Genomic DNA, 25,097 nt, shown 5'->3' with positions numbered 1-25,097 from the left:
CTGAACACCTCTCGCCCCTCTATCTTCGACCCAGACCGACGACGCCATGCTGACCGAAAGCCACTTCCACGCCCCCTGGTGGGCCCGCAATCCTCATCTGCAGACCATATTGCCCAAATGGCTGCGCCGGACTCCGGCCCGATTTGTGGCCGAGCGCTTCGAACTGACTGACGGGGATTTTGTCGATCTCGCCTGGAGCGGCGAGATCACGACAGATTCGCGACCACTGGTGGTGGTCTTTCACGGGCTGGAGGGGAGCATTCACTCCCACTATGCCAAGGGATTATTCACCCATCTGCAGCAAGAGGGCAGAGAGGCCGTGCTGATGCACTTTCGTGGCTGCAGCGGCGAGCCCAATCGCCACCTGCATGCCTATCACTCCGGCACCATCGGTGATGCGCAGGAGCTGATTGCCGAGCTGAGCCAACGCTTCCCGGGCAAACCGCTGATCGCCATCGGCTTTTCACTGGGTGGCAATATGCTGGTCAACTTGCTGGCACGGGCCTGTCCTGCGGCATTGAAAGCGGCAGTGGTAGTCTCGGCCCCGCTGCAACTGGCCAGCTGTGCCGAACGGGTCAATCAGGGTTTCTCAAAGGTCTATCAGAACTATCTGCTGCGTACCATGCGCCGCAATTTGCTCAGCAAGATCAGCCAACAGCAGAAAGCGAGTGAACGCTGGCAGCCCCGGCAAGTGGAGCAGATTGCCACCCTGCGCGATTTTGACGAACTGGTCACCGCTCCGCTGCACGGCTTTCACAGTGCCAGCCACTACTACCAGAGCTGCTCGGGACTACCGCTGCTGGCTCAAATCCCCATCCCGACCCTTATCCTGCACGCCGCCGACGATCCCTTTATGTCACACGCGGTCATTCCCCGGCCGGATCAACTCTCGCCCACGGTGCGCTATGAGCTGAGCCAGCGCGGCGGCCATGTCGGTTTTCTGCACGGCACCCCCTGGCGGCCACGGTTTTGGTTGGATGAGCGGATCAGTCACTGGATTGCCGAACAGACTCAGGGTGCGGTGCAGAACTGATTGCGACCCCCAGCCTTGGCCATGTAGAGGGCCTGGTCGGCCCGCGCCAGTAGCTGCTCACCACTCTCCCCGCCTTCCAGTGTCGCGATCCCCTGACTGATGGTCACCCGACTGGCAACATCGGATACCAGATGCTCAAGCTGCAATTCGGCCAGCCCATCCTGCAGCCGCCGCGCTACCGCAGCGGCGCTCTGACTGTCGGCATCGGGCAGTAGCAACACAAACTCCTCGCCGCCATAACGGGCGGCCAGATCCGCCTCACTGCGCACCGAACGCATCATCAACTGCGCCACCTCCCGCAGGCAGACATCCCCCGCCTGATGGCCATAGTGATCGTTAAAGCGTTTGAAGTAGTCCACATCGATGAGGATAAGGGCAAGCGGGGCGCCGCTCGACTGACTATGGGCTTTGCAGCGTTCGAGCTCCTGACTGAAGTGGCGCCGATTGGCAAGACCAGTCAGTGGATCCTGCTTGGCCAGTGCATCGAGGCGCCGCAACAGGGCCAGATTGTCATGCTCACGCATCACGGCCAATTCAAACCAGCGATGCAGCATCCGGCGACCAACCTCCAGCGCCATTATGGTACATACCACCTCAAGCAGATAAAGCTGCGGAAAATCCACCTCCAGCCACCACAAACGCGCAACGCCAAATAGCAACGGTACACTGAGATAGGCATACAACACGCGTCGGTCGGGATAAAACGCGATCAGCGCAGCCAGTAAATTGAGGCGCATGATCCCGTTGGCATAACTTGCCCCTCCTCGCAGCTCAACTTCACCAATGGTGAAGATATGCAGCGTCCAGACGCCCCCCCAGACCAGCATTACGACCAATGCGCACCATAGCCAGACTCGATCCTGCAGATGATTGCAGAGCAGGGCTGCAACCGGCAGCAGCAGCAGCACGACCATGACAAAGCCCAGCTCACTCTGAAAGCGCCATGGCAGAGTACCGTCACTGGCCAGGCCTGCCTGGCTGTAGACCTGGTAGCGTATCGCCAGAAACAGCACAACCAGCCAGTTCAGCAACCAGAACCAGACCATGCCGCGACTGATGGCCTGGCGACGAGCAAGATCCATGTGAGCCGATATCGTTGAGGGGGCCCGGCGTTGCTCTTCAGACAACATGTCTCACACTCCACGAAACGCGTAAAAAGAGGTTGCACTCATTTTATTGCGCACAACAATAGCTGACGGTTATACCCTTTTGCATCGAGATCCCTTCATGATAATCCCCTGGCAAGCGTTGGATGCCGATACCCTGACCAACCTGATCGAACAGTTTGTGCTGCAAGAAGGCACCGAATATGGCGAACATGATGTTTCGCTTGAAGCCAAAGTCGCTATGGTAAGGACTCAATTACAGCAAGGCATCGCCGTGATCGTCTATAGCGAGTTGCATGAATCGGTCAATATTGTGCCACGCAATCGTTTCAACGAGCCGTCTTGACCATCTCGGGTTCACGCCCGTATAACGAAACTCCCAAGGAAGAGAGCATTCTATGTCGGCCAAGCATCCCATTATCGCCGTCACCGGGTCGTCCGGTGCCGGTACCTCTACCTCCACCATCGCCTTTCGATCCATGTTCCACCAATTGGGTTATCAGGCAGCCGTGGTGGAAGGTGACAGTTTTCACCGCTACACCCGCCCCGAGATGGATGTGGCAATCCGCAAGGCGCGTGAACAAGGACGCCACATCAGCTATTTTGGCCCCGAGGCCAATGACTTCGGCTTGCTGGAGAGCTTTTTTCAGGGCTATGGCCAGGATGGCACCGGCCAGTATCGCCGCTATCTGCACAGCTTTGACGAGGCGGTCCCCTTCAACCAGATGCCCGGCACCTTCACCCCCTGGCAGCATCTGCCGAGCGACACTGACCTGCTGTTTTATGAAGGGCTGCACGGTGGTGTGGTCACTGAGGATCACAACGTAGCCCGCCACGTGGACTTTCTCATCGGCGTGGTGCCCATCGTCAACCTGGAGTGGATCCAGAAGCTGATCCGCGATACCTCGGAGCGCGGCCACTCCCGTGAGGCCGTAACCGACTCCATAGTCCGCTCCATGGATGATTACATCAACTTCATCACCCCGCAGTTCTCGCGCACCCATATCAACTTCCAACGGGTGCCGACAGTGGACACCTCCAATCCCTTCAGTGCCAAGGTGATCCCGAGTCTGGACGAGAGTATGCTGGTGATCCGGTTTCGCGGCATAAAACAGGTCGATTTTCCCTATCTGTTGTCGATGATCGACGGCTCATTCATGTCACGAATGAATACCATCGTCGTGCCGGGTGGCAAGATGGGGTTTGCCATGGAGTTGATCCTTAAGCCACTCATCCAGCAACTACTTGAAACCGGCAAGATCACTTAAGCCAAGGAGTTCACAATGCGGTTAGCGTTTATCTCTGTGGTATTGGCCGCCCTGCTTGGCGGCTGCAGCAGCGGGCCGACGGCCCCCACGCTGGAGTCCGGCACCATGCTGGTTCGTCCGATTGGCAACTGGACCTATGGCGCAACCCCGCGCTACGCCCTGGCCGAGCAGTATCAATTCGCCGGTGAGCTGGCGGAAGGGTGGCTGGAGCCGATGCAGCAGGCGGTGAGCCGGGAGCTCAATGGCAAGGGGTGGCAGAGTGCGCCGCTCGACGAGGCGGATCTGTGGGTCGCCATAGGCGTCGCGGGCGGCAAGGATATGAGCGATGGCGAGATTTTCGCCCGCCTCGGCATGACGCCCGGGGTCTATGCCTCGGCCAACCAGCGCAAAGGCTCGCTGGCCATAGTGCTGCTCGATCGCAAAACCCAGAAAGCAGTCTGGAGCAGCATCATCCAGCTGACCAGCGATGTAAGCATTGCTGATAGCCAACGTCAGGCGCTCAGCCAGCAGCTCGCTGCCGAACTGCTTCATAGCGTCCCGACCAATTAACAGTTAATGCTGGCTTATTGAAAAGGGATGGATAGAAAAACGGCTTGCCTCACGGCAAGCCGTTTTTTGTGGTCTCACAGTTGTCTCACAGTTTTGTCCCAGTCTGGTCTTGGCCAGACTGGGACACGAAGCTGCACGCCTTCAGATATCTGTGGACACTTATTTGAGCGTACAGGTCAGCAGCGTAACCCCTTTCTGGGTGAGGAGCGCCTGTTTCTCCTGATTCCAGAAGGTGGTCAGGCCGTCAGAATATTTGGCGCCAGACTCTGACTCCACACGCGCCAGTTTGTGGTAAACCCCGGCATAGGGGAACTGCACCATGTCAGCCTGGGCATCATAGGTAATGGCCAGCATCTCTTCGCCACACTGGTATTGGCTGTATTGATACTGGGTAGGTTGCGGGCTGCTGCACGCCGCCAGACCCAACAGGGGAAGCAGAGCGATCAATTTTTTCATTGCACTTTCCTTATGTGATGGCCTTATGTAATGGCCTTGTGCAGAGGCCTCATGTGACGGCCTTATGCCAGGGTACCAACGAAACAATCGTCAGTTATCAAGCTTCAACAATTTGATAACTATGGGTAATTTGTACCGCTTTTTCCAACATCAGGGAAACAGAACAGTATTTTTCCATCGACAGATCGACCGCTCTGGCCACCTGTTTCTCTGCCAATCCCTTGCCTGTCACCACGAAGTGCAGATTAATCTTCTCGAAAACCCGGGGCACGCTATCAACCCGTTCGCCACTGACCTCGACATGACAAGCGGTCACCGACTGGCGCGCTTTTTCTAGGATGGAGACCACATCAATAGAGCTGCAGCCACCGACCGCCAGCAGGATCATCTCCATCGGGCTGGCCCCCTCACCGGGGTTGGCTCCATCCAGGATCACCTTGTGACCGGATTCACTCTCACCCACAAACTTCATCCCTTCCACCCAGCTGACCTTGGCTTTCATCTCGCACTCTCTCCTGTTAATCGTGATGATGGATCCCTAGCATAACCCAGTCGCTTATCTCTGCCGAACAGGGGGAGTTGGGATGGAAATAGATCAAAATCAACATCTCCGACCTCTATCTTCCCTAGAATGGCCGAAGCAGCGCAGCAGGCATTACCCAAAGGGCTCTTGCAAAAGGGCGCAAAGCCTTGTCAGCACAGACAAAGGCTCTTATCCTACTGCGACTAATACAAGGAATGGCAAGATTGGCAGCTTGCCCGGACGCACAAGTCCATAAAAAGACACTACAGAGGAATTCTCATGGTTATTGGCAAACCGCAAAGCGATCCCACCCTGGAATGGTTCTTGTCGCACTGCCACATTCATAAGTATCCCGCGAAGAGCACCCTGATCCATGCGGGTGAAAAAGCGGAGACCCTCTACTACATCGTCAAGGGCACTGTGGCCGTCTTGATCAAGGACGATGAGGGCAAAGAGATGATCCTCTCCTATCTGAACCAGGGTGACTTCCTGGGCGAGATGGGGATGTTCGAGGAGAACGAGAATCCCGAGCGTTCCGCCTGGGTTCGCGCCAAAGGCTCTTGCGAAGTGGCCGAGATCTCTTACAAGAAGTTCCGCCAGCTGATCCAGGTCAACCCGGACATTCTGATGCGTCTCTCTGGCCAGATGGCCAAGCGCCTGCAGCACACCAGCCAGAAAGTGGGTAACCTCGCCTTCCTGGATGTGACCGGCCGGATCGCCCAGACTCTGCTCAACCTGGCCAAGCAGCCAGATGCCATGACCCACCCGGATGGGATGCAGATCAAGATAACCCGTCAGGAGATCGGCCAGATCGTCGGCTGTTCCCGTGAAACCGTGGGCCGCATCCTCAAGATGCTGGAAGAGCAGGAGCTCATCTCTGCTCACGGCAAGACCATTGTGGTATTTGGCACTCGCTGATGACCCGTCCGCAGGGCTGACTGAGGCCTTGGGATAAAAAAGGCTGCTACGGCAGCCTTTTTTGATCCTCTCCCCTATAATCCCGAACGCCCTTCACTGTTCCGGCATTCGCCCAGAGAGTTACTATGCACCTTCAATGTCCCCGTTGCCGCAGTCCGCTCCATCTTCATGAAGCCTCCCAGGGGCGCTATTGCGACAACAAGCATCACTTCGATCCGGCACCGGAAGGTTATCTGGATCTCATCCCCGGCAAGAAAAACCCCAAAGACAGCGACAGCCGTGCCCTGATGCGCGCCAAGCACCATTTCCTGGAAGCCGGCCACCAACTGCCGCTGGTCGAGGCCATGGCCTCCCTGCTCGCTCCCCTTGCCCCACAAGAGCTGGTTCATCTGGGATGTGGTGAAGGCTACTACTGCCGCGCGCTGGCAGAGCGCCTGCCCGGCTGGCAGTTTGCCGGGGTTGATATCGCCAAGAACACCATCTTTGCCGCCAAAAAAGCGCAGCCGGACGGCCAGTTTGTCATTGCCGATCCCGCTCGCGCGCCGTTGCAACCGGGCTCTGCTCAGGTGCTGCTGGTCAACGATCTCAAGGTCAAGACGGAACAGCTGGTCAGCTGGCTGGCCCCCGGTGGCTATCTGCTCTATCTGCAGCCGGGCCCGCGTCATCAGTGGCAACTGCGGGTCAGCCTCAATCCGGTGAGTATGGAACACCCTTTAAGCTGGCCCTCGCTTGCCGGTCTCCGGCTGGTAAGCCAGGAGCGCTGCCAGTTCCCTATCTCTATGGATCAGACCATGCGCGCCTTTATTCTGGAGACAAGCCGTCTCGGCTGGCGCGCCAACGGCGAACAGCGCCATGCCTTTATCCAGCAAGGTCCGGCACAGCTGGAACAGGATTTGCTGATGACACTGTGGCAAAAAGCAAGCTGACCGCCTGACAGGAGCACGGCAAGTGCTCCTGTCCCATTTTCCTCCCGCCACTCTTCTCCCCCTTCGTGATTCGCCTCACAACTTGAGTCATCGACCTTATTGGTCAGGCCAGCTTTAATGTCAAAACAGCCAATAGAGAATAATTCATTGAATTTAATCTCTTTTTAACCTGTCAAAAAACGTCATATCCAGTATCAACAGCGCCCTTCAGCACCAAATTAAACGACGACAGATTCAGGCCCAGTCAAGGTTCAAGCGCCTACCGTGTGGCTATCGGACCCTTTCCGATTTCCATAGAACCGACCACAGGTTCGGAAGTGTTTACATCAGAGGAAATAAGGATATGAAAAAGTCTGCACTGACTATGGCCATCTCCAGCTTGCTGCTGGCCAGTGGCGCCCACGCTGCTACCGTTTACAACCAGAACGACACCAAGCTGGATATCGGTGGCCGTGCCCAGGGTGCCTACTACGGCACTGACAACAACAGCGCCGAAGGAGATCAGAGCTACTTCCGTCTGCACGTTGCTGGCGAGACCAAGATCGCTCCCGAGATGAAGGCATTCGGCTTTGCCGAATACAACCTGCCGACCTCCGGTTCTGACAACGATGAACTGCGTTACGCCTATGCCGGCATCCAGCACGATCGCTTCGGTGCCTTCAGTTATGGCCGTCAGGATGGTCTGTTCACCAAGGCCGTAAACAACTATACCGACGTACTGCCCGAATGGGGTGGTGATGGCCTGGGCAAAGATACCGAAGTATTCGGTACCGGCCGTACCAACGGTCTGGCTCAGTACATCTTCAACTACGAAGGTCTGACTCTGGGTGCCCAGTTCACTGGTAACAATACCCCGCAAAATGCTGGCCGCAGCGCCATTGCCGAGTCCTTCAACGGTAACCTCTACAACGGTGAGAGCTGGAACAGCACTGGTTCCAAAGAGGGCTTTGCCTTCTCTGCCAACTATGACTTCGATATGGGTCTGAGCCTGGGCGCTGCATACAACCAGGCTGGCAAAACTGCCGAACAGGCCCGCTACGCAGCCTTCGGCGGCGAGAAAGATGCCAAGCTGATGGGCTTCGGTGCCAAATATGCTGCAGGCGACCTCTATCTGGCGGCAACCTATTCCCACGGTGAAAACCACCTGTTCGTCAACAACGGCTACGCCGAGAAGATGGATGGTTACGAAGCCGTTGCCCAGTACACCATCGGCAAGTTCAAGCCTTCTCTGGCTTACCTGCGCACTGACGTCAAAGATACTGCCCACGGCATTGACGACACCTACACCGAGTACGTATCCATCGGTGCCTGGTACAACTTTACCGAGAACTTCAACGCCTACGTTGACTACAAGCTGAACCTGCTTGACTCTGTTGATGGCAAGTCCACCAACTCTCTGGGCAAGAACACCGACGACGTTGTTGCTGTCGCCCTGCAGTACAACTTCTAAAAGGTTGACTGTCGGTTATACCCTGTGAAACCAATGTCTACTGTTTGAATTTCTTCCGGCCGCTCTGCGGCCGGTTTTTTATTGCGCGTTTTCAGCACCTTGCATATAACTATCGAGCGGATAGCTGTAATTTCAGCCCGTTGGACAAGCAAGGATGCGCAAAGAGGGGAGCAGGGATGACAGAGTTACTCGGAAAACGATGGGGGCCACTGTGGCCAGTGTTACTGTTGCTGGTAAGCATCGGCTGGAGCGGGAATAGCGCCGCCAGTAGTGAGCGCAACCTCTACCAGCAGCTTGGGCTGGCCAGCAAACTCGACAGACAAACCTTTCAAAAAGCCCTTGTCAGCTATCAAAGCGTACGCAGCAAGCAAAAATCCATCCTGACCATAATTGATTACAGCAAGCCTTCGACTCAGCGCAGGCTGTTCGTCATCGACATGAAACGTCACAAACTGCTTTATCACACCTGGGTAAGCCATGGCCGCAACTCAGGTGAACTAGCCGCAGAGCGCTTTTCCAACCAGCTCAACTCCCGACAAAGCTCCCTCGGCGTCTATCGTACCGCAGAAACCTACTTGGGCAAGCATGGCTACTCCCTGCGGCTGGATGGGCTCAGCCCCGGCAAAAACTGCAATGCCCGCAAACGTGCCATCGTGGTGCATGGCGCCGCCTATGCCAGCCCAAACCATCTGCGCAAATATGACAAACTGGGCCGCAGCTGGGGCTGTCCCGCCCTGCCAAAGGAACAAGCCAGGGCCATCATAGATACCATAAAAGGGGGCAGTGTCATCTACGCCCACGGCTAGCAACGACACCATAAAATACAAGGCCAGCAATCGCTGGCCTTGTTTGTCACGCTCTCACACTAAACGGGACGAGTTATTGGCGCACCACCAGGACCGGGCACGGAGCATGACGCACCACGGATTCGGCAACGCTGCCTACCAGCAGATGGCTGATGCCGGAGCGGCCATGACTCCCCATAACGATCAGTTCAACCTCGTCTTCCTTGGCCTGGATAATGATTTCATCCGCCGCCCTGCCAAAGCGAATATCAAACGTCGCCGGGATAGGCAGGGTTGCAATCAGCTCTTTGAGTTGGGCTCTGGCCTGACGCTCCATTTCGTGAGTGATCTCAACGGCTGTCATATGAAGAATTTTGTAACTGTCAAAGCCGTGCAGTTGGTCTACGACATGGATCAGCTTGAGCTGGGCCTCATGGCTCTGCGCCATGAAGACGGCATAGTCGAGTACCGCACGGGACATTTGGGAAAAATCGACAGGACAAAGCAGAGTTTTGATCGATGGCATAATGCAGTCTCCTCTACTGATTGGGGTACTATTGAATCTTGAGATCATCATAACCATCAGATTGAAAATAACTCTCGACCCTGTCGCAAAATGAACATCAGGGATTTTTTCTGTACGCCGTCGCCATCAATGCCATGGTATAAAGTAGGGTATCAGTGTTTTTCCCTCTGCCCCAACGAGGCCAGCTCTGACCATGCTACGCATCTGTCTGTTGCTCTGTTGTCTGTTCACTGCGGCGAATTGCCGGGCAGAGTCTATTGACGTTTATTGCGATGATTGGCCCGGTTTTTGTCAAAAGGATGGCAAAGGCCTCTATCTGGATCTGGTGCGAGCCATCTACCAGCCTCACGGCTATCAGGTAACCCCCCATATTGTGCCCTATAAGCGCGCTCTCGCTGTCATTGCAAAAAAAGGGGGAGATATCGCCATGGGGGTATATCGCGATGAAGTCTCCGGCGTCCAGCAATCTCGCTATCCGGCATCAGCGGATGACCTGACCGTGTTCATGCTCAAGAAATGGCAACCCCAGTGGCAAGGGGAGAAAAGTCTGGAAGGGCAAACCGTGATATGGCGGCGGGGCTGGGCATTCGACAAGTACATTGCGGTCACCATGCAGTGGCATGAAATTGACAGCGATGAGCTGGCCCTGCAACTGCTTGGTAAAGAGCGATATCGCTATTACCTCACTGCCGGCGTGCTCTATGTGGATGAGGCTATCCCTCCCGAGCTGCATCGCGTCTTCCTGCGCTGGATCCCGACCTATCCCATTTTTGCCGATACCCAGCAAGGCAACCGGATGTTACAGCTCTGGGATAAGGGAATGATTGAGTTGATCCGCAGCGGGGGTCTGGCAGAGATCTATAAGCACTATCAGCTCTATGACTACTATCAGGGTTTTATCGAAGAACTGGAACAGAAAGTGGCTGCCAGTCCTGCAGACTGAATGATAACGTTGCGCTAATTACTCTCCCCTCATTCCCTTGGCCAAGCGGTCGTAGAGGATCACATTGACCGAGGCCGCCAGATTCATACAGCCACTGGTCGGTACATAGACCACATCTTTCACCGCGCCATAGAGCTTGGGATCCAGGGTGCCATCCTCCGGTCCGAAGATATAGAAGGCACGCTCCGGATGAACATAGTCTGGGAGTGGCGTAGCGCCGTCGATCAGATCGACCACCACGGGCACGCATCCCTGCGGGATAAACGCCATCAGATCATCCACCCCGAGCAGCGGGATCTTCTCCACCATCTGCTTGGTATCAGTGGCAAAGCGGCGCGCCAGCTCGAAACGGTTGCCGGTGTAGTAGACCTCGTCTACCCCGTAACAACCCGCAGCCCGCATCACAGAGCCGACATTTTCCGGAGACTTGGGATTGACCAGCCCCACACAGCAGAATGTACTCTTTTCCATCATCTCTCCTCATCTTGCGGCGGCCATTATAAGCCGCTGCGGAGTCATCGACCCGTTAAAAGTACCTCGCCAGGCTCAACGATTCGTCGCCCCATCACGGATGTCGATTTTTTGTGCGCAAGCCGACAAATTTTGTACAAGCCGATAGCCAGCAAACGTTTCCCAGCAATAATGGACAAACGTTTGTAAATGGATGTTTGTCTATGACTGAGCGTGAACAAGAGATCCTAGCCCTGCTGCGTCAGGATCCCATGATTGCCCAGCAGGAGCTGGCCGATCGCCTCGGCATCAGCCGCTCTGCGCTGGCCAGCCACATCTCAAGCCTGATCCGGCAGGGGTATGTGCAAGGCAGAGGCTATGTGTTGCGAGAGGGTCCCTACGTAGTGGTGATCGGCGGTGCCAATATGGATATTTGCGGCACCAGCCACGACAACCTGCTGCTCGGCGACTCCAACCCGGGCAAGGTGCGCACCTCGGCCGGTGGTGTCGGCCGCAATATCGCCGAGAATCTGGCGCGGCTCGGCAGTGATACCCGGCTGCTGACTGCAGTCGGCAACGACCAGTATGGTCATCATCTGCTGGAGGTAAGCCAGCGGGCCGGCGTCGATGTGCGCCAGACTCTGGTGCTCGATGGCCACACCACCTCCTGTTATCTCAGCCTGCATGATGGCAGCGGCGAAATGAGCTGCGCCATCAACGACATGGCCATCATAGAGCAGCTCACTCCTGCCCGCCTGACCCCACTCGGTGGCTTTCTCGGCGGTGCCCGGCTCTGGGTGCTCGACACCAATCTGGCCATCCACACCCTCGACTGGCTGTTTGAACGGCAAGGTGATCACGCCATCTTTGTCGATACCGTTTCGGTGGCCAAGGTGGAGAAGATCCGCCCCTGGCTCGGCAAGATCCACACCCTCAAACCCAATCGCAGCGAAGCCGAGCAGCTGTGCGGCATGACCATCGCCGGGCCCGAAACCTGGCCCATGGTGGCCGCCTGGTTCCACCGCGCCGGGGTCAAGCGGCTGTTCCTCAGTCTGGGTGAACAGGGGATCTTCTACAGCGATGGCGAGCAGCAGGGCCACCTGCCGGTGCTGGGCAGTCCGGTACTCAACGTCACCGGCGGCGGGGACGCCTTTATGGCTGGCCTCGCCCACGCCTGGCTGCAAGAGCTCGACATTGCCCAGACCACCCGCTTTGCCCTGGGCTGCGCCGCCCTCACCGTCAATTGTTCCGATACCGTTTTTTCCGGTCTGAGCAAGACCGCCGTTGACCGCATACTGGAGGAGTACTCATGCTGAACGCTTACCTCGATATCCAACCGGAAGTCGCTGCCGCGCTGGCTGCCGGCAAACCGGTGGTCGCCCTCGAATCCACCATCATCTCCCATGGCATGCCCTATCCGCAGAACGTGGAGACGGCCCGTCAGGTGGAGCAGGTGGTGCGCGATAACGGCGCCATTCCGGCGACCATCGCCATTCTCGACGGCCGCCTCAAGGTGGGTCTGGATGCAGGTGCGCTGGAAGCGCTCGGCCGGGCAGGCCACAGCGTGACCAAGTGCAGCCGCCGCGACATTCCGTTCGTACTGGCGCGCAAGGGTATGGGGGCCACCACGGTCGCCTCGACCATGATCATCGCCGCCATGGCGGGGATCCGGGTCTTTGCCACCGGCGGCATTGGCGGGGTACATCGCGGGGCGCAGGAGACCTTCGATATCTCCGCCGATCTGCAGGAGTTGGCACAAACGCCGGTGGCCGTAGTCTGTGCAGGGGCCAAATCAATTCTCGATATCGGCCTGACGCTGGAGTATCTGGAGACCCAGGGGGTGCCGGTGATCGGCTATCAAACCGAAGAGTTGCCCGCCTTCTACACCCGCGAGAGCGGCTTCAAGGTCGATTATCGCCTCGATACCCCGGCGGCCATCGCCGAGGCGCTGCGCCTCAAGTGGGAGCTGGGGCTGGCGGGCGGCGCCGTGGTGGCCAACCCCATCCCGACCGCACACGCCATGCCGAAAGCTGATATCGACGCAGCCATTGCCCAAGCGCTGCGTGAAGCGGATGAGCAGGGGATCAAGGGCAAAGCGTCAACCCCCTTCCTGCTGGCCCGCGTCTGCGAGCTGACCGGCGGCAACTCACTGGCGGCCAACATTCAGCTGGTACTGAACAACGCGGCCCTCGGCGCCCGCATCGCCGCCGCGCTGTAATTGCACACCGATACCTCGCCATGTAAAAGAGGGCCTCGCGGCCCTCTTTGTTGTTTTTGCTATCTGCAGCGCTATTGCAACGCTGTGTTATTGCAGTACCACGCGCCCATTGAGGGGCTGCACCGGCCGGTTGTTGGGGTGGTGCATCACCGCCTTGAAGGCGTCGATCTGGGCCTGACTGACCTCGACCGGCTGCTTCATCACCAGCCAGCGCACTCCTTCCGAGCAGGGAGGCGTAGTAAGGGAACCGCTGAAGCGGTAGTAGTCACGACTCTCGGGCAGCAGTTGCTCAGCAGAGAGTGGCGCTTTGAGGGGGTGGATCTCGCCCACCTTGGCCGGTAGTTCACCCCAGGCTGCCGCCAGTGCAGGATTGGCCTTGCCAGCCTCGAACATCACCGCCACCACGGCGATCTCTCCCTTGTCACTGGCGTGCACCAGATGCCCTTCCAGCGGATAGGATTTGCCCTCGATGAGGTTTTCACTCGGGGCGTGGAAGTGGAACTGCTTGAGTTCAAACCTGGTGCCATCGAGTTGCAAGGTGCTACCCGGAGCATAACCGACCTGCACGGTATGACCGTTGTTGACCACTGTGTTGCCACCCGCCAGATAGTGGAGTACCAGCGGGGCCAGTTTGGCCTCGACCAATCCGTTCAGGTTAACCGGTGATTGATTGCTGCCCGCACACTGACCAAACTCCGGGGTCAGCTTGGCCCAGTGGGCAGGCCCAGCCTCACCGCTATATTCCCAATGGGGGGTGGCAGCAAACACGACAGGGCACAGCAACAGGGAGCTGACCAACAGAGACTTTCTCATCATACATCCTTATCTTGATTGAAAAGCACAACCCTCCCCTCCCCCTGATAGTAGGGCATGCAGAGATGGCATATCTGATACGCGGGATACAGAGCGGTAGAGCGACTTTCTAATGGTAATGAGCACGGGCTGGTCAATCGATTTGACAGCCACTCAATACAGAGTCGTTTGGCAAGTATATGGTGAGGGATCGGCAGAAACAGTGAAAGAGGGGGAAATTAATCAGCCGGCTATCCACTCATCGTCTGGCAGGCGCGGGGCAAGGTTCAGGGTGTCACGCTTTCATAACAACCATCGCGAGAATCCGGGCTCCCGCGATGGTTGACGATAACGGCAATTAACGGTCGCGATTCAAGGCGATCAGACGATCAAGAATCGCTTCACCATCGGCGCGCAAACCGTTGTGCTCATACTCATTGGTGATCCAGGCGCGACTGTTGCCAAGGCCACGGAGGGTTTCGCGGCTGTAGTCAAACTCCACATACATATCCTCGGCATAGACGGCGCAGGCTACCGGCACCTTGTTGCGGGCCAGCTGGGCCGGATTATAGAGCGCCCCCCAGTCCGCCTTGTTGGCCAGCAGATGGGCCGCCTCTTTCAGGGGCAGCAACTCGCGGAACTGCTCGAACATCCAGGGGTAAACCATCTCGCCGGTGAAGGCGAAATCCTTGCCAGGCGCCCAGTTCACCGCAGGAAACTCCCCTCTGACCCGATCCGCCGCCCAGCGAGTCGCCTCCCCTTCGGCGTAGATAGCCTCGTGCAGGATGGCAAACAGCGGGTTGGTATTGAATGGCTGCATGCTCTGCACCTGATAGAGAAAGGCCGGGCTCAGCTTGTCGCCGATAAAGGCCTCTTCCAGCAGGTAATAAAGCTCCTCGAAAGCACCCGTAGCACCGAGATCCAGCCCTTGCTGCTGGAACTGCTCCACCGTCAGGCGCTGGCCGTTGGGCAGCCGCACATCGTGCTGGTGCAGATGGTTAGCCAACCGGTTGGCAATCCCCTGAGCGTGGGGGAAGCGGGCGAAGAAGGCTCGGTTCTTGTCAGCCACCCGCTGATAGGTGGCGCGGTAAACCTCCTCGGCGCTGCGGCCAATCGGCGCGATGCCGCCGGTGATATAAACCTCCCGCAGGCTATCGGGGAAGAGCGAGAGATAGGTCAAGCAGCAAAAACCACCAAAGCTTTGCCCCAGCAGGCTCCAGCGATGCTTGGGACTGAGCTCCTGCCGGATGAACTCGGCATCTTGCACTATGCTGTCGGCGCGAAAATGGCCGAGATACTCCGCCTGCTCGGTCGGGGTCATTTTGGCCAGACTATGCCCGTGGATGGGGCTCGACATCCCGGTACCACGCTGATCCAGCAGCAGCACTCTGAACTCCTGCAACGCCCGCTTGAGCCAGCCACTGTTGGCCGTCGGACGCGGCGCGCCGAAACCGGGACCACCCTGCAAAAAGAGCAGCCAGGGGAGCTTGTCATCGAGTTTGTCTTTGCGGCAGAGGGTGCGGGCAAACAGGGTAATGCTGTCACCATCCGGCTCATCATGATCGAGGGGAACGGTAAAAAAGTGCGGCTCGCAATGAATGCCGTCCAGTACATAGCTCAAGGGGCTGTTCATCTGGGGTCTCTCCGTCAGGATGGGAACATCATTGACCCCATCATAGCCCCGCCCAGCCACAGGGTCACTCCGGTTTTCCAAAATGTTAACAATGGCTTAAAGGTCGAAACATCACCAGACAAGCCGCTCTTCAACGGTGCTGAATTAATTGTTTTGCGGGGGAGATTGACGCCATGGCGCCATTCAACAAAGATGGCTCGCCTGCACAGGAGTGCAGCCATTCAGGCCGACAAAATAGATAAGGGAATGTGATGAAACCGAAGTGGATCAGGGCCAGAAAAAGAGAGAAGAAGCCATGCCCTGGCAGCATGCTGCAGACCGGAATGCTGCTGTTCAGTGCCACCTGTGGCGCAACGCTCTTTTTGGCAGCATGCAACAGCAACTAGAAATGAAAAAGCCCGCTCGATTGAGCGGGCTTTTCGAATTTGGCTCCTCCTACTGGACTTGAACCAGTGACATACGGATTAACAGTCCGCCGTTCTACCGACTGAACTAAGGAGGAATTGTGGTGCCCAGAGACGGAATCGAACCGCCGACACGGGGATTTTCAATCCCCTGCTCTACCGACTGAGCTATCTGGGCAACGGCGCGCATTAAACCCTTTCCAGCGCAGGGTGTCAACCATGATGGCACGATAAAAAGCACGTTCGCTCAACAACTGAACGCAATGAACGGTTATTAGCCGTTTCGGAGCAGAAATCTGCCTAACCGTGACCCGCCTCATATATGAATGATCACCAAACCGCGGGAAATCACGGCCTCTATAGCTTTGCCACATTGAGCCGAATCCACTCTGCGAGTATGCTTTGCCGCAATGATACCGCCTGGAGGCAACATGAGTCTGAATATGCAAGAGTGGCGTGAAGAGACCACCGAGATCGTCAACGAACTGCTGGCCGATGGCAGCAATCCCGATGCGGATTACGACATCGAGCACCACTTCGCCTGCCAGGATTTCGACCGTCTGGAAAAAGCAGCGGTTGACCTGTTCAAGGCCGGTTTTGAAGTGACCGATGCCGAAGAGATGGAACTGGATGACGGCGCCACCATCTTCTGCTTCGATGCCACCATCGAGTGCAAGCTGGATGTCGAAGCCATCGTTGCCGATATCGCCAAGATGCTGCCCATCCTGGAAAAATATGGGGTGGACTACGATGGCTGGGGCACCTACTTCCAGGATTGATCCTGCCCCCATCGTAAAACAACAAGGCCACCTTGCGGTGGCCTTGTTGTTTCTGGCGATCTCTCACGCCAGATAGCTGGCAGCGAACTCCGCCGGCGGCAGGGGGCGACTGAACAGATAGCCCTGGAGCCGATCACACCCCGCCTCGGTCAGCCACAACTGCTGCTCGGGTGTCTCTACCCCTTCGGCAGTGATCCGGATCCCCAGCTCATGGCCCAACCCGATAACTGACCGCACGATAGCTGTGGTCGCGCTATTGCTGGCGAGTCCCTGAGTGAAGCTGCGATCCAGCTTGAGGGTCGCCACCTGCAAACGCGGCAGATAGGCCAGCGAGCAGTAACCGGTACCAAAGTCGTCGATGGCCAACTGAAAACCGGCGGCGATCAGGTTGTCGAGGTTGGTCTCAATCTCGTCGGCATTCTCCATCAGTACCCCTTCGGTGATCTCCAGCTCCAGCTGACTAGCCTTGAGACCATGGCGAGCGATGCAGGCAGAGACCCGTTCACAGAGCGCCGGATCACGGAACTGCAGCGGCGAGAGGTTGATGGAGAGCACCATATCCGGCTGCGCAGTTTGCCACTGCGCCAGCTGGGCACACCCCTGCTCCAGCATTAACTGGCCAAGCTGACCGATGATCCCCATCTCTTCCGCCAACGGAATAAACTCGTCGGGGGAGATCATCCCAAGCTCAGGATGGGGCCAGCGACAGAGCAGCTCGGCGCCATGCAGCCGGTGAGTGCGGGTACAGATGATGGGCTGATAGACGGCAACCAGCTGGGCGGACTTGATGGCGAGCGGCAACTGGGCGGCGATCAACTGACGCCGCTTGAGCCGGGCATGCAGCTCGGGATCAAACAGGGTGCAGTACTGCTGCTGCCGTTTGCCCTGCGCCAGCGCAGCCTCGGCATGACTGAGCAACCGCTCGGCATCGCTTGCCCGCCCCTGGGCCAGCCCCAGAAACACCGGGATCTGGATGCGGTGATCTTCCACCTGATAGTGCTCCATCAACTGCTGCTGCAGATGCTGGCTCCACCCCTGCAATGGCTCGTTGAAGTCCGGCAGCAGCAGGCTAAAGTCATCGGCAGCGACCCGACAGAGCAGGGAACGCGGCGGTACCAGCTGCTGCAACCGCTTGGCCACCTGGCTCAGCAGGCGATCGGCAATCCGGATCCCGAAGCGATCGTTGATTTCACGAAAATGGTGCAGATCGACCAGCACCAATGTGGCACTGCGTCCCCCAAGATGGCGGCTGGTCTGCAAGAACCGGGAGAGTTTGAGCAACCCGGTCAGACTGTCGTAGTGCTGCTCCTGCTGCAACTGCGCCTGAGTGGTGCGCAGGCCGGTGATGTCACGCCCCAGCGTCAGGATCCCGAGGGAGTGGCCGTCACCATCGGGGACATCGACCCGGGTGATCTCCATGTGTCGCCCCTGCCCGCTGGCATCCAGCAGACAGCACTCGCCATGCCCCATCCCCTGCGGCGCCGCCAACCGGAACGGCAGCTGCTGACCCAGCACCTCATCCGCCCCTTGGCCGATAAAGTCGAGAAACGCCTGATTGCACTCCAGCAACACCCCGTTGTGATCATCAAAACGGATCAGGTCCGGAATGGCATCGAGCAGAAAACGCTGCAACAACTGCTGCTGTTTGACCGTTTGTTCCAGGCTCTTGCGCTGGGCAATCTCATTAACCACCCCGAATACTGCGCACGCTTCCCCCTGCGGGGTGTAAAGAGGCACCTTGTGCACCTCCATCCAGCAGGTATCTCCACCCCGGTTGCAATGGAGCTGCTGATACAGCATCGGCACGCCTCCGGCAAGCAGCTGCTCATCCTCACTGCGAAAGAGATCGCCCCAGGGCATATCTGCATCTGTCTTGCCGACAACCTCGGCAGGCGACTCCAGCTTGGCTTCACGGGCGAACTCACGATTGGCGAACAGGTAACGCCCATGACTATCCCGACAGAAGATACTCATTGGCAATTGGTCGATGATCTGCTGCAGCAGATCCGGGGTGAGCATGTTGGTCACAGGGGTGCTTATGGAGGAATTTCGAGCAAATCTATGATAGCAAACCAATTTTGTAAAGCACCCCGATCACCCCCCCATAACATCGAACGCTGGATGGTTGCTGACAGAGATTGTCGCTCCGGCGATAATAGGCGCCGGTTGGCCAATGGCCTGGTGATATGGATGAGAGAAACAAGATGAAAAAGATGATGGGGAGCGCATTGGCGCTGCTGCTGGTTGGTTGTGCTGGTGACAATAACGGCGGTGAGGAGTATCGCTACAACCCGCCAATTGCCAAGGCAACCAACAACACTCAGGAGATGGCGATCCCGGTGGATCTGGTGTGGGCTCGCGCCGAGAAGTGGTTCACCGATCACGGCCTCACCATCGAAAACAGCCAGCGTGGCTCCGGCCTGATGACCGCCAACGTCAACCAGTCAACCGACGGGCTGGAGTGGCTGGACTGCGGCACCATGGGTTCCAAAGTTGCACTGGGCAACCCGAACCTGCAGATCAACCTGATCATCACCCAGAGCGGCAACAGCAGCGTGGCAACCGTCAACGTCAAGGGCAACACCGAACTGTTCTTCGTTGAATCCTCAGGCGAACGCGTACCGGCCCCGTCCATCAAGCCGGTCTGCGTTTCCCGCGGCACCCTTGAGCAGAGCCTGTTTGCCACACTCGGCAACTAATTTCGCCTCCCTGCCAAGATAAAAAAAGCGGCAGATTGCTCTGCCGCTTTTTTACTGTCCCGAGTTGGGCTTACTTGTCGATATCGAGCATGTTGTTGGTCAACATGTAATCGATCACTTGGTTGGCAGTAGTACCTGCCCCCCCCGTCAGACTATCGAAAGTATGGTTCATCAGCACTATTTCCTGAGTCACCGACGCAGTACTGCTCTCCTTGAACTGTAGATGTACCCCTTCATTGTCCTGGAACACCGACAGCAGGCTCTTCAGATCGTTCTGGTTACGAGAACCGTCGTGATCCAACAGGTCGCTCAGATCCAGCTTGTCACCTTCCGCCTTGGAGAAGTCGACCACGTAATCCTTGGCAACGCTGCCTGCGGCGGTATCGCCCTGCAGCCAGGTGAAGGTATCGGCACCGCTATCCCCCTTGAGAATGTCATTGCCAAGCCCGCCAACCAGGATGTCATTGCCCAGACCACCGATCAGGTTATCGTCGCCAATACCACCAAACAGGGTATCGTTGCCGCTGCCACCGTACAGGGTATCGTTGCCGCTCTCGCCATACAGGGTGTCGTTGCCGGCACCACCGAACAGGATGTCGTTGCCGGCACCACCGAACAGGAAGTCATCGCCACCCTGACCGAACAGGATGTCGTTGCCATCCCCGCCAATCAGCACGTCCGCCTTGTCATTGCTGGAGGACTGATCGAACTCGCTGGCATGGTCCGTGATGTAGTCATGGACCTGGGCATCGGTCACCGAGCCTGCGCCCAGCTTGCCGGCCACATACTGCTTGATGGCCGCGTAGCCTTCACCGTTGATACCGGCGAAGTGGATGGCATCCCCGAACAGGATGTCGTCGCCAGCACCGCCGTCGATCCGGTCACTGCCCGGCAGGTTATTCACCGAGGTGCCCAAGATGGCGTTGGCTAGATCGTTGGCTGACACGTTGGACTGCACAATCTGATCACTGTCGAACAGCTTCAGGGTATCGATGGAGACGTTGCTGCCGATGCCGATCGCTTCCAGCGTCACGTTATTGGCCAACAGAAGTGGCAGAACAGCCAGAGCGTTTTGCAATGCCCAGTAGTTGCTGTCATAGGAGGTGGAGATCTCGAAGGTACCATCCCCCTGTGCCTTCAAGGTCCCGATGGTGGTCGAGCTCCACTTGTTATTGCTGTTTTGCGACCACTGTTGAACCCTGCCACTAGCATCGATCAGCACCCTGTTGGTACCACCTATGTTGGCGTAGAAGGCCTCCCCTGCCACATAGTTGTTGACGTTGACAAACGAATCGAGACGTTCGTTGGTCTTCGTATTCACGATAGGGTTGGTCTGTTCATAGTCGTAATAGGTGTTTGGTGCCCCATCGGTAATGAAGTACGCCAAGTTCTTCGCGTTGGTGTTGTTCTTGGCGGTGCCGCTGTTGAACCAGTTGGAGGTAGTCTTGAGCGCATCCTCGTAGTTGGTCGCCCCACCGTTCCAGTTACTGCCGTCCATGCTGTCGAGCACGGCCTGCAACTTGGTCAGTACATTGGGGTCCTTAAAGTCCACGCTGATGGACTTGTTGGCCTGACTGTCGAAGTCCACCAGGAAGATATTGACCTTGCCTGCCCCCTCAGTACCGGCACTGGTCTTGAGGGTTGCAAACACCTGTGCCAACTGGCTCTTGATGGTGTTCATGGCGCTGGTGCCGATACTGCCCGAGCTGTCGACCATAAAGGCGATGTTGTAGTTCTGGCCCGGCAGTACCACGCTGCCATCCAGATCCCCGACCACGATATTGTGCTCGTTGCCATAGGTGCGGTTCTGATCGCCCGGCTCCCCTTCGGTGGAAAGGAAGTAGCTCATGCGGATCGAATCCTGATCCGATGCACTGCTGGTCTGATCGGTCGCCACTTCCTTGGCAATGGCTTCTACCTTGAGGTCGAACTGGCCGGCACTGCTGCCCGGCACCCGCAGGGTCAGACCGGTCAGTTTGACGTCCAACGCGCTCTGGTTCCACAGACCGGTCAGCGTCAGCGTGCCATCGGCCCCCACGGTGCCGAGCACGGTGGAGCCCTGATAGAGGGTCGACCCCGTCGGCATGCCGGTCAGCACCAGGCTGTCGAACTGCTCGCTACCATCACGGTCGGTCAGGGAAGCAGTGATCTCGAGCGGGTAATCCACCACACTCGGCTGTACCGCCGTCAGGGTGCCGTCGGTCTGGTTGAACTGGTAAATGCCGTCATCAAACTGCACCAACTCGATGTCGTAGAGCGACTTGCTGATGGTGACGCCGTTCTCCTTCACCAGGAAGTTGAAACCGCCGTCACTTCTGCGCTCGATGACATAGTTGGCACGCGAGCCCATCAGTACGGCCAGGTCGGTACCGGCGCCGCCAAACAGGGTGTCGCCACCCAATCCGGCCACCAGGATATCGTTGCCGGTACCGCCGTCGAGGGTGTCACCTGAGGTGGAGTTGCCACCGACCAGCACGTCATTGCCAGCACCGCCGACGAAGTAATCGCCGCCGCCCTTCACGCTGACGATATAGTCATTGCCGTTGCCGCCCACCACTTGATCCTGACTGGTGGTGCTGTCGGTCAGACTATTGGTGATGCCAAAGTTGCCCTTGTTGAAGTTGCTGCTCTGGAACGCCCCGGTGGAGATGCCGGACGACGGGTACTGGGTATAAAGCGGGACGCCGTTGCCGGTCAGGCTGATGTCGACCACCGGCTTGTCCGCGACCGCCGTGATATCGATCACCAGCTTGCCTGAGTTACTCAGGTTGGCACCATCGCTGATCTGGTAACCCAGAGTGGCGTAGTCCCCTTGCTGGTTGCCCGTCGTCGTACCGCCACCATTGAGGGCATTGCTGCTGGATTCATTGAGACTAGGCACAAAGCGCAGATGGCCGCTGTCGATATCGGCGTAGGAGACAAGATCCCCCACCTTCACTGCAATCCACTGGCCAGCAGCGTTCAGGTATTCCAGCTTGCCGCTCAGCGGCAGGGTGTTGATCTGCACGCTCAGGTCAGAAACGGCCTGATCATCGCTGGCACCAAACTGGGCCCACTTCAGCACCAGTGGCGCGTCCTCCTTGCCGGCACTGTAGCCACCCGTGGTCACCGGCGCCCGATCGTTGTCCACTATGGTGCCGGTCCCGCTCTGCCCACCGATGGTCACCGAGAGGGTCTCGTTCGTTTCGACCAAGCGATCGTTCACCGTCGGGATGGTCACAGTAAAGTCCGACACGCCGGCTGGTACCGTGATCTTGCCGGTAGTGCTGTTATAGGTCACACCATTGCTGAACTGGGCATTGCCCCAATCCTGGTTGGAGGCGGGGTTGTTGCCCGAACCACGAATGGCGAAATCGTATTCAGTCGCTTCCTGGGTTGCATCTGACAGGGTGACTTTGTGCAGCAGATTGCCCCCTTCGGTTACGCTCTCGCTGGAGACTCCCTGAACCAGCGGCGTGAAGAGAGGCTTGGTTGCAAAGGAGCCAATGCTGGCGTCGCCGTCACCATCCACCACCCGGACCTGGAAGTCGATGTCGCCATCACCCAGAGGTTTGGACATGCGCTGATACTGGAAGAACTCCCACTTGCCTGTGGCCGGCGTAAACTCCAGCTTGAAGATGAGGTTGCCGTCCGCATCCTTCCCGACCAAGGTATTGGCGCCGCTGGCGGTGATGGCGATGGCAGAACCGGAAGCCGTTCGCAGACCATTTTCGAAGGTTGCCGGGTCCATTACCAGCCCGATGGAGCCCTTGCCATCCGCCCCCCACTGCGGGGTCACGGTGCCAGAACCATAGGCGATTGCCTGCGCCGTGTTGGAACCGAGGAACTCGATGCTCTGTACGGTGAAGTCGCTGTTGTCGGAGGTATTGGTGCTGCCGTTGTTGGTCGCCTTGATCACCATGGTATCAAAGCCACCCTGCTGCACCTGGAAGTTCTGGTTGAACTCCCCACCCGATGCGTTGGAGTTGAATACCAGGGTACTGATCAGTACACCACCGCGATAGAACTCCACGACCCCGCTCTCCAGCTCGCCGCCAAACATCTTGCTGAACTTGATGTTGGCGCCGTAGGCAACCTTGCCCGCATCCAGCCTGACGATCAGCTGCTCGGAGGCGGACGATCCGTCGGCAAAGTGACGGAAGTCAATCTCGTTGGCGAGGTTGTGGTAAGGCGCAGCTCCGCTGGCCACCCCCAGCCCCGAGCTGGAACCGTTGACCACCGCCGTTACCAGTGAGGAGTCTGTTGCCGACTTGAAGCCCAGGGCGCTGATAGTAAAGCCCGCCATGTTCAGAGTGCTCTGGTTGCCACTGTACTTGGTCAGGTCAAAGAGCCCGGTCAGCACGTTCGGAATATCGGTCTTCACCACGGAAACGGCATCGCTGTTGTCGGCAATGGGGGAGTCGTCCTCAACGCTGACATCCAGCTTGTCCTTGGTGACGCCGCTGCCATCGGAGACCTCCACATCCAGCTGGAACGACAACTTGTCTTCCGAGGTCGTATCCCCGTGGTCGAGGGGACCTTTGAGGGTCACGTCATAGGTCCACTCACCCTTTCCACTGGCATTGGGTGCCGTCAGCTTGACCTCGACCACAGCCTTGTAATCGGCGCCGCCAATCACCCCTGTGTAGCCAACCAGCGTCTTGCTGCCCCCATCCCAGCTCCACTGGACCTTTGCCCCACCGGACGTCAGCCCGGCCGGTCCATTCAGGGAAATGTTGAGTGTGCTGCTGTCGATGTCGCCCACCGAGAGGGTACCGGACGCCTTGATGGCATTGGTGGTATCCGGATTGCCGACCGTGTCGGCAATGCCGTTTGCCAACCCCTCTTCAGAGACGACAACCCCGTTGGAGATGGTCAGCGTCGGCAGATCGTTGACCGCATCCACCTTGATGGTCACGGTTGCGGGACTCGCATCCACGGCGCCGTCGTTGTCTACCGCCGCATAGTTGAAGCTGGTGTTGCCGTTCCAGTTCGTATTCGGTGTGAAGGTGAGGTTGCCGGCGTCCGCCACCGCAATGCTCTGATCCACTGTCACCGCAACCCCGTTCAGATAGAGGATGCCGTTGGCAGGCAGGCTCTTGATGGTGAAACTCACCACGTTGCCATCAATGTCGCTGCCACTGAGGGTCGGAATGGCGATGCTGGCTGCATCTTCCTGGCCGTTTGCCTGCTTGTTCGCCGTCTCCGGCGCTTCATTCAGGATCTGCGCGTTGTCGCTGCCCGGCAGTGAGACGTTGCCCGCCTTGTCGGTCTGGGTCGCAGTCACCGTCAGCGACTTGCCGTTGGCCGGGGTCGTTTCCGTCCAGCTGATGGTGCCGTTCTGATAGCCGTAGCTCTTGCCATTGCTTGCCAGCAGGGTGCCATCGGCCTTGAGCGTCAATTGGACAGTGCTGTTCACCCCACCATTGTTGATGGTCAGCGTCACCTTGCCGCCCGCAACCAAGTCAGCATGATTGACCTCTGCCCGAACCTGGATCTGATCATTGCCAATCTCGCCCTTGGTCAGCATTTGGTCATTATTGGTGTCATCAACGATGGTCACGGTCGGTGCTGAGGAAGCTACGCTGTCCAGGATCGCCTCTTCCTTGTCGCTCGCCGGGTTGCCCGCCTGGTCGGTCACGTCCGCCTTCACGGTGAAC

22 protein-coding genes and 2 tRNA genes are annotated in these 25,097 nt (G+C 57.7%); 13 read left to right on the top strand and 11 right to left on the bottom strand.

The window, feature by feature from the left end:
- Window positions 1-46: 46 nt before the first annotated feature.
- Complete coding sequence (locus G5221_RS06940; protein WP_266134384.1) at window positions 47-1,033, top strand: hydrolase; 987 nt, start codon at window positions 47-49, stop codon at window positions 1,031-1,033.
- On the opposite strand, the gene G5221_RS06935 is transcribed toward G5221_RS06940, so the two are convergent.
- On the bottom strand, window positions 1,012-2,115 hold the full coding sequence (locus G5221_RS06935; protein WP_266134385.1) for a GGDEF domain-containing protein: 1,104 nt from the start codon (window positions 2,113-2,115) through the stop codon (window positions 1,012-1,014). The genes G5221_RS06940 and G5221_RS06935 overlap by 22 nt on opposite strands.
- 145 nt (window positions 2,116-2,260) lie before the next feature.
- Between G5221_RS06935 and G5221_RS06930 the strand changes: the two genes are divergently transcribed.
- From G5221_RS06930 to G5221_RS06920, 3 genes are read left to right on the top strand one after another with little or no spacing between them, the layout of a single operon-like run.
- Window positions 2,261-2,485, top strand: coding sequence for a YheU family protein (locus G5221_RS06930; RefSeq protein WP_421259260.1), 225 nt, complete (start codon window positions 2,261-2,263; stop codon window positions 2,483-2,485).
- Between the two features lie 52 nt (window positions 2,486-2,537).
- Complete coding sequence (locus G5221_RS06925; protein WP_157162054.1) at window positions 2,538-3,407, top strand: phosphoribulokinase; 870 nt, start codon at window positions 2,538-2,540, stop codon at window positions 3,405-3,407.
- Window positions 3,408-3,422: 15 nt separating this feature from the next.
- Window positions 3,423-3,956 (top strand): DUF4136 domain-containing protein, encoded by a 534-nt coding sequence (locus G5221_RS06920; protein WP_216952979.1) that lies wholly within the window; start codon window positions 3,423-3,425, stop codon window positions 3,954-3,956.
- Between the two features lie 159 nt (window positions 3,957-4,115).
- Here the strand turns inward: G5221_RS06920 and G5221_RS06915 are convergent, their stop codons facing one another.
- Window positions 4,116-4,412 carry an MliC family protein gene (locus G5221_RS06915; protein ID WP_216952978.1) on the bottom strand — a complete coding sequence of 99 codons (297 nt, stop codon included), beginning with the start codon at window positions 4,410-4,412 and terminating at the stop codon, window positions 4,116-4,118.
- 97 nt (window positions 4,413-4,509) lie between these two features.
- The gene (locus G5221_RS06910; RefSeq protein WP_216952977.1) at window positions 4,510-4,914 is read right to left on the bottom strand and encodes an OsmC family protein; all 405 of its coding nucleotides are present in this window, start codon (window positions 4,912-4,914) and stop codon (window positions 4,510-4,512) included.
- A 300-nt stretch (window positions 4,915-5,214) separates the two neighbouring features.
- On the opposite strand from G5221_RS06910, the gene crp reads away from it, so the two are divergent.
- From crp to G5221_RS06890, 4 genes are all read left to right on the top strand, one after another.
- On the top strand, window positions 5,215-5,853 hold the full coding sequence (gene crp / locus G5221_RS06905; RefSeq protein WP_005335304.1) for a cAMP-activated global transcriptional regulator CRP: 639 nt from the start codon (window positions 5,215-5,217) through the stop codon (window positions 5,851-5,853).
- A gap of 125 nt (window positions 5,854-5,978) precedes the next feature.
- A complete protein-coding gene (locus tag G5221_RS06900) occupies window positions 5,979-6,779 on the top strand; it encodes a putative RNA methyltransferase (protein ID WP_216952976.1) in 801 nt (266 codons plus the stop codon).
- A 343-nt stretch (window positions 6,780-7,122) separates the two neighbouring features.
- Window positions 7,123-8,229, top strand: a complete 1,107-nt coding sequence (locus G5221_RS06895) for a porin (protein ID WP_227342031.1) — start codon at window positions 7,123-7,125, stop codon at window positions 8,227-8,229.
- A 176-nt stretch (window positions 8,230-8,405) separates the two neighbouring features.
- Complete coding sequence (locus G5221_RS06890; protein ID WP_421263019.1) at window positions 8,406-9,035, top strand: murein L,D-transpeptidase catalytic domain family protein; 630 nt, start codon at window positions 8,406-8,408, stop codon at window positions 9,033-9,035.
- A 73-nt stretch (window positions 9,036-9,108) separates the two neighbouring features.
- On the opposite strand, the gene G5221_RS06885 is transcribed toward G5221_RS06890, so the two are convergent.
- Window positions 9,109-9,540: a universal stress protein gene (locus G5221_RS06885; protein WP_216952973.1), complete on the bottom strand. Its 432-nt coding sequence runs from the start codon at window positions 9,538-9,540 to the stop codon at window positions 9,109-9,111.
- A 193-nt stretch (window positions 9,541-9,733) separates the two neighbouring features.
- On the opposite strand from G5221_RS06885, the gene G5221_RS06880 reads away from it, so the two are divergent.
- On the top strand, window positions 9,734-10,483 hold the full coding sequence (locus tag G5221_RS06880; protein ID WP_421263018.1) for a substrate-binding periplasmic protein: 750 nt from the start codon (window positions 9,734-9,736) through the stop codon (window positions 10,481-10,483).
- Between the two features lie 18 nt (window positions 10,484-10,501).
- On the opposite strand, the gene G5221_RS06875 is transcribed toward G5221_RS06880, so the two are convergent.
- Window positions 10,502-10,954 (bottom strand): RNA methyltransferase, encoded by a 453-nt coding sequence (locus G5221_RS06875; RefSeq protein WP_421263017.1) that lies wholly within the window; start codon window positions 10,952-10,954, stop codon window positions 10,502-10,504.
- Window positions 10,955-11,157: 203 nt separating this feature from the next.
- Between G5221_RS06875 and G5221_RS06870 the strand changes: the two genes are divergently transcribed.
- Window positions 11,158-12,249 carry a PfkB family carbohydrate kinase gene (locus tag G5221_RS06870; RefSeq protein WP_197929013.1) on the top strand — a complete coding sequence of 364 codons (1,092 nt, stop codon included), beginning with the start codon at window positions 11,158-11,160 and terminating at the stop codon, window positions 12,247-12,249.
- Window positions 12,243-13,151 carry a pseudouridine-5'-phosphate glycosidase gene (locus G5221_RS06865; RefSeq protein ID WP_279499429.1) on the top strand — a complete coding sequence of 303 codons (909 nt, stop codon included), beginning with the start codon at window positions 12,243-12,245 and terminating at the stop codon, window positions 13,149-13,151. Before G5221_RS06870 ends, G5221_RS06865 begins: the two co-directional genes overlap by 7 nt.
- Window positions 13,152-13,238: 87 nt before the next feature.
- Here the strand turns inward: G5221_RS06865 and G5221_RS06860 are convergent, their stop codons facing one another.
- The 4 genes from G5221_RS06860 to G5221_RS06845 all read right to left on the bottom strand — a co-directional run bounded on the left by G5221_RS06860 (window position 13,239) and on the right by G5221_RS06845 (window position 16,158).
- A complete protein-coding gene (locus tag G5221_RS06860; protein WP_421263016.1) occupies window positions 13,239-13,964 on the bottom strand; it encodes a carbonic anhydrase in 726 nt (241 codons plus the stop codon).
- Between the two features lie 337 nt (window positions 13,965-14,301).
- Entirely contained in the window at window positions 14,302-15,576 is a 1,275-nt protein-coding gene (locus tag G5221_RS06855) for an alpha/beta fold hydrolase (RefSeq protein ID WP_266134388.1), read from the bottom strand.
- Between the two features lie 426 nt (window positions 15,577-16,002).
- Window positions 16,003-16,078: transfer RNA gene (locus G5221_RS06850), tRNA-Asn, on the bottom strand.
- 4 nt (window positions 16,079-16,082) lie between these two features.
- Window positions 16,083-16,158, bottom strand: a tRNA-Phe gene (locus tag G5221_RS06845).
- Between the two features lie 265 nt (window positions 16,159-16,423).
- Here G5221_RS06845 and rraB point away from each other — a divergent pair.
- Complete coding sequence (gene rraB, locus G5221_RS06840) at window positions 16,424-16,759, top strand: ribonuclease E inhibitor RraB (protein ID WP_266134397.1); 336 nt, start codon at window positions 16,424-16,426, stop codon at window positions 16,757-16,759.
- A gap of 63 nt (window positions 16,760-16,822) precedes the next feature.
- Here rraB and G5221_RS06835 read toward each other — a convergent pair whose 3' ends face one another.
- Window positions 16,823-18,778, bottom strand: coding sequence for a sensor domain-containing protein (locus tag G5221_RS06835; RefSeq protein WP_204484184.1), 1,956 nt, complete (start codon window positions 18,776-18,778; stop codon window positions 16,823-16,825).
- 185 nt (window positions 18,779-18,963) lie between these two features.
- Between G5221_RS06835 and G5221_RS06830 the strand changes: the two genes are divergently transcribed.
- A complete protein-coding gene (locus G5221_RS06830; RefSeq protein ID WP_266134389.1) occupies window positions 18,964-19,458 on the top strand; it encodes a hypothetical protein in 495 nt (164 codons plus the stop codon).
- Between the two features lie 70 nt (window positions 19,459-19,528).
- Here G5221_RS06830 and G5221_RS06825 read toward each other — a convergent pair.
- Window positions 19,529-25,097, bottom strand: a 5,569-nt coding sequence (locus G5221_RS06825) for a type I secretion C-terminal target domain-containing protein (RefSeq protein ID WP_421263015.1), incomplete at its 5' end; no start/stop codon positions are given.

It is taken from the genome of Aeromonas sp. 602200 (assembly GCF_049173895.1).
Lineage (GTDB): Bacteria > Pseudomonadota > Gammaproteobacteria > Enterobacterales > Aeromonadaceae > Aeromonas > Aeromonas veronii_A.
This window is presented reverse-complemented; position numbering and strand designations above follow the sequence as displayed.

Bases quoted from the DNA above. Each gene is read 5' to 3' on its own strand.
- G5221_RS06940 (WP_266134384.1), top strand. From the start codon at position 47: ATGCTGACCGAAAGCCACTTCCACGCCCCCTGGTGGGCCCGCAATCCT.
- G5221_RS06935 (WP_266134385.1), bottom strand. From the start codon at position 2,115: ATGGATCTTGCTCGTCGCCAGGCCATCAGTCGCGGCATGGTCTGGTTC.
- G5221_RS06930 (WP_421259260.1), top strand. From the start codon at position 2,261: ATGATAATCCCCTGGCAAGCGTTGGATGCCGATACCCTGACCAACCTG.
- G5221_RS06925 (WP_157162054.1), top strand. From the start codon at position 2,538: ATGTCGGCCAAGCATCCCATTATCGCCGTCACCGGGTCGTCCGGTGCC.
- G5221_RS06920 (WP_216952979.1), top strand. From the start codon at position 3,423: ATGCGGTTAGCGTTTATCTCTGTGGTATTGGCCGCCCTGCTTGGCGGC.
- G5221_RS06915 (WP_216952978.1), bottom strand. From the start codon at position 4,412: ATGAAAAAATTGATCGCTCTGCTTCCCCTGTTGGGTCTGGCGGCGTGC.
- G5221_RS06910 (WP_216952977.1), bottom strand. From the start codon at position 4,914: ATGAAAGCCAAGGTCAGCTGGGTGGAAGGGATGAAGTTTGTGGGTGAG.
- crp (WP_005335304.1), top strand. From the start codon at position 5,215: ATGGTTATTGGCAAACCGCAAAGCGATCCCACCCTGGAATGGTTCTTG.
- G5221_RS06900 (WP_216952976.1), top strand. From the start codon at position 5,979: ATGCACCTTCAATGTCCCCGTTGCCGCAGTCCGCTCCATCTTCATGAA.
- G5221_RS06895 (WP_227342031.1), top strand. From the start codon at position 7,123: ATGAAAAAGTCTGCACTGACTATGGCCATCTCCAGCTTGCTGCTGGCC.
- G5221_RS06890 (WP_421263019.1), top strand. From the start codon at position 8,406: ATGACAGAGTTACTCGGAAAACGATGGGGGCCACTGTGGCCAGTGTTA.
- G5221_RS06885 (WP_216952973.1), bottom strand. From the start codon at position 9,540: ATGCCATCGATCAAAACTCTGCTTTGTCCTGTCGATTTTTCCCAAATG.
- G5221_RS06880 (WP_421263018.1), top strand. From the start codon at position 9,734: ATGCTACGCATCTGTCTGTTGCTCTGTTGTCTGTTCACTGCGGCGAAT.
- G5221_RS06875 (WP_421263017.1), bottom strand. From the start codon at position 10,954: ATGGAAAAGAGTACATTCTGCTGTGTGGGGCTGGTCAATCCCAAGTCT.
- G5221_RS06870 (WP_197929013.1), top strand. From the start codon at position 11,158: ATGACTGAGCGTGAACAAGAGATCCTAGCCCTGCTGCGTCAGGATCCC.
- G5221_RS06865 (WP_279499429.1), top strand. From the start codon at position 12,243: ATGCTGAACGCTTACCTCGATATCCAACCGGAAGTCGCTGCCGCGCTG.
- G5221_RS06860 (WP_421263016.1), bottom strand. From the start codon at position 13,964: ATGAGAAAGTCTCTGTTGGTCAGCTCCCTGTTGCTGTGCCCTGTCGTG.
- G5221_RS06855 (WP_266134388.1), bottom strand. From the start codon at position 15,576: ATGAACAGCCCCTTGAGCTATGTACTGGACGGCATTCATTGCGAGCCG.
- rraB (WP_266134397.1), top strand. From the start codon at position 16,424: ATGCAAGAGTGGCGTGAAGAGACCACCGAGATCGTCAACGAACTGCTG.
- G5221_RS06835 (WP_204484184.1), bottom strand. From the start codon at position 18,778: ATGCTCACCCCGGATCTGCTGCAGCAGATCATCGACCAATTGCCAATG.
- G5221_RS06830 (WP_266134389.1), top strand. From the start codon at position 18,964: ATGAAAAAGATGATGGGGAGCGCATTGGCGCTGCTGCTGGTTGGTTGT.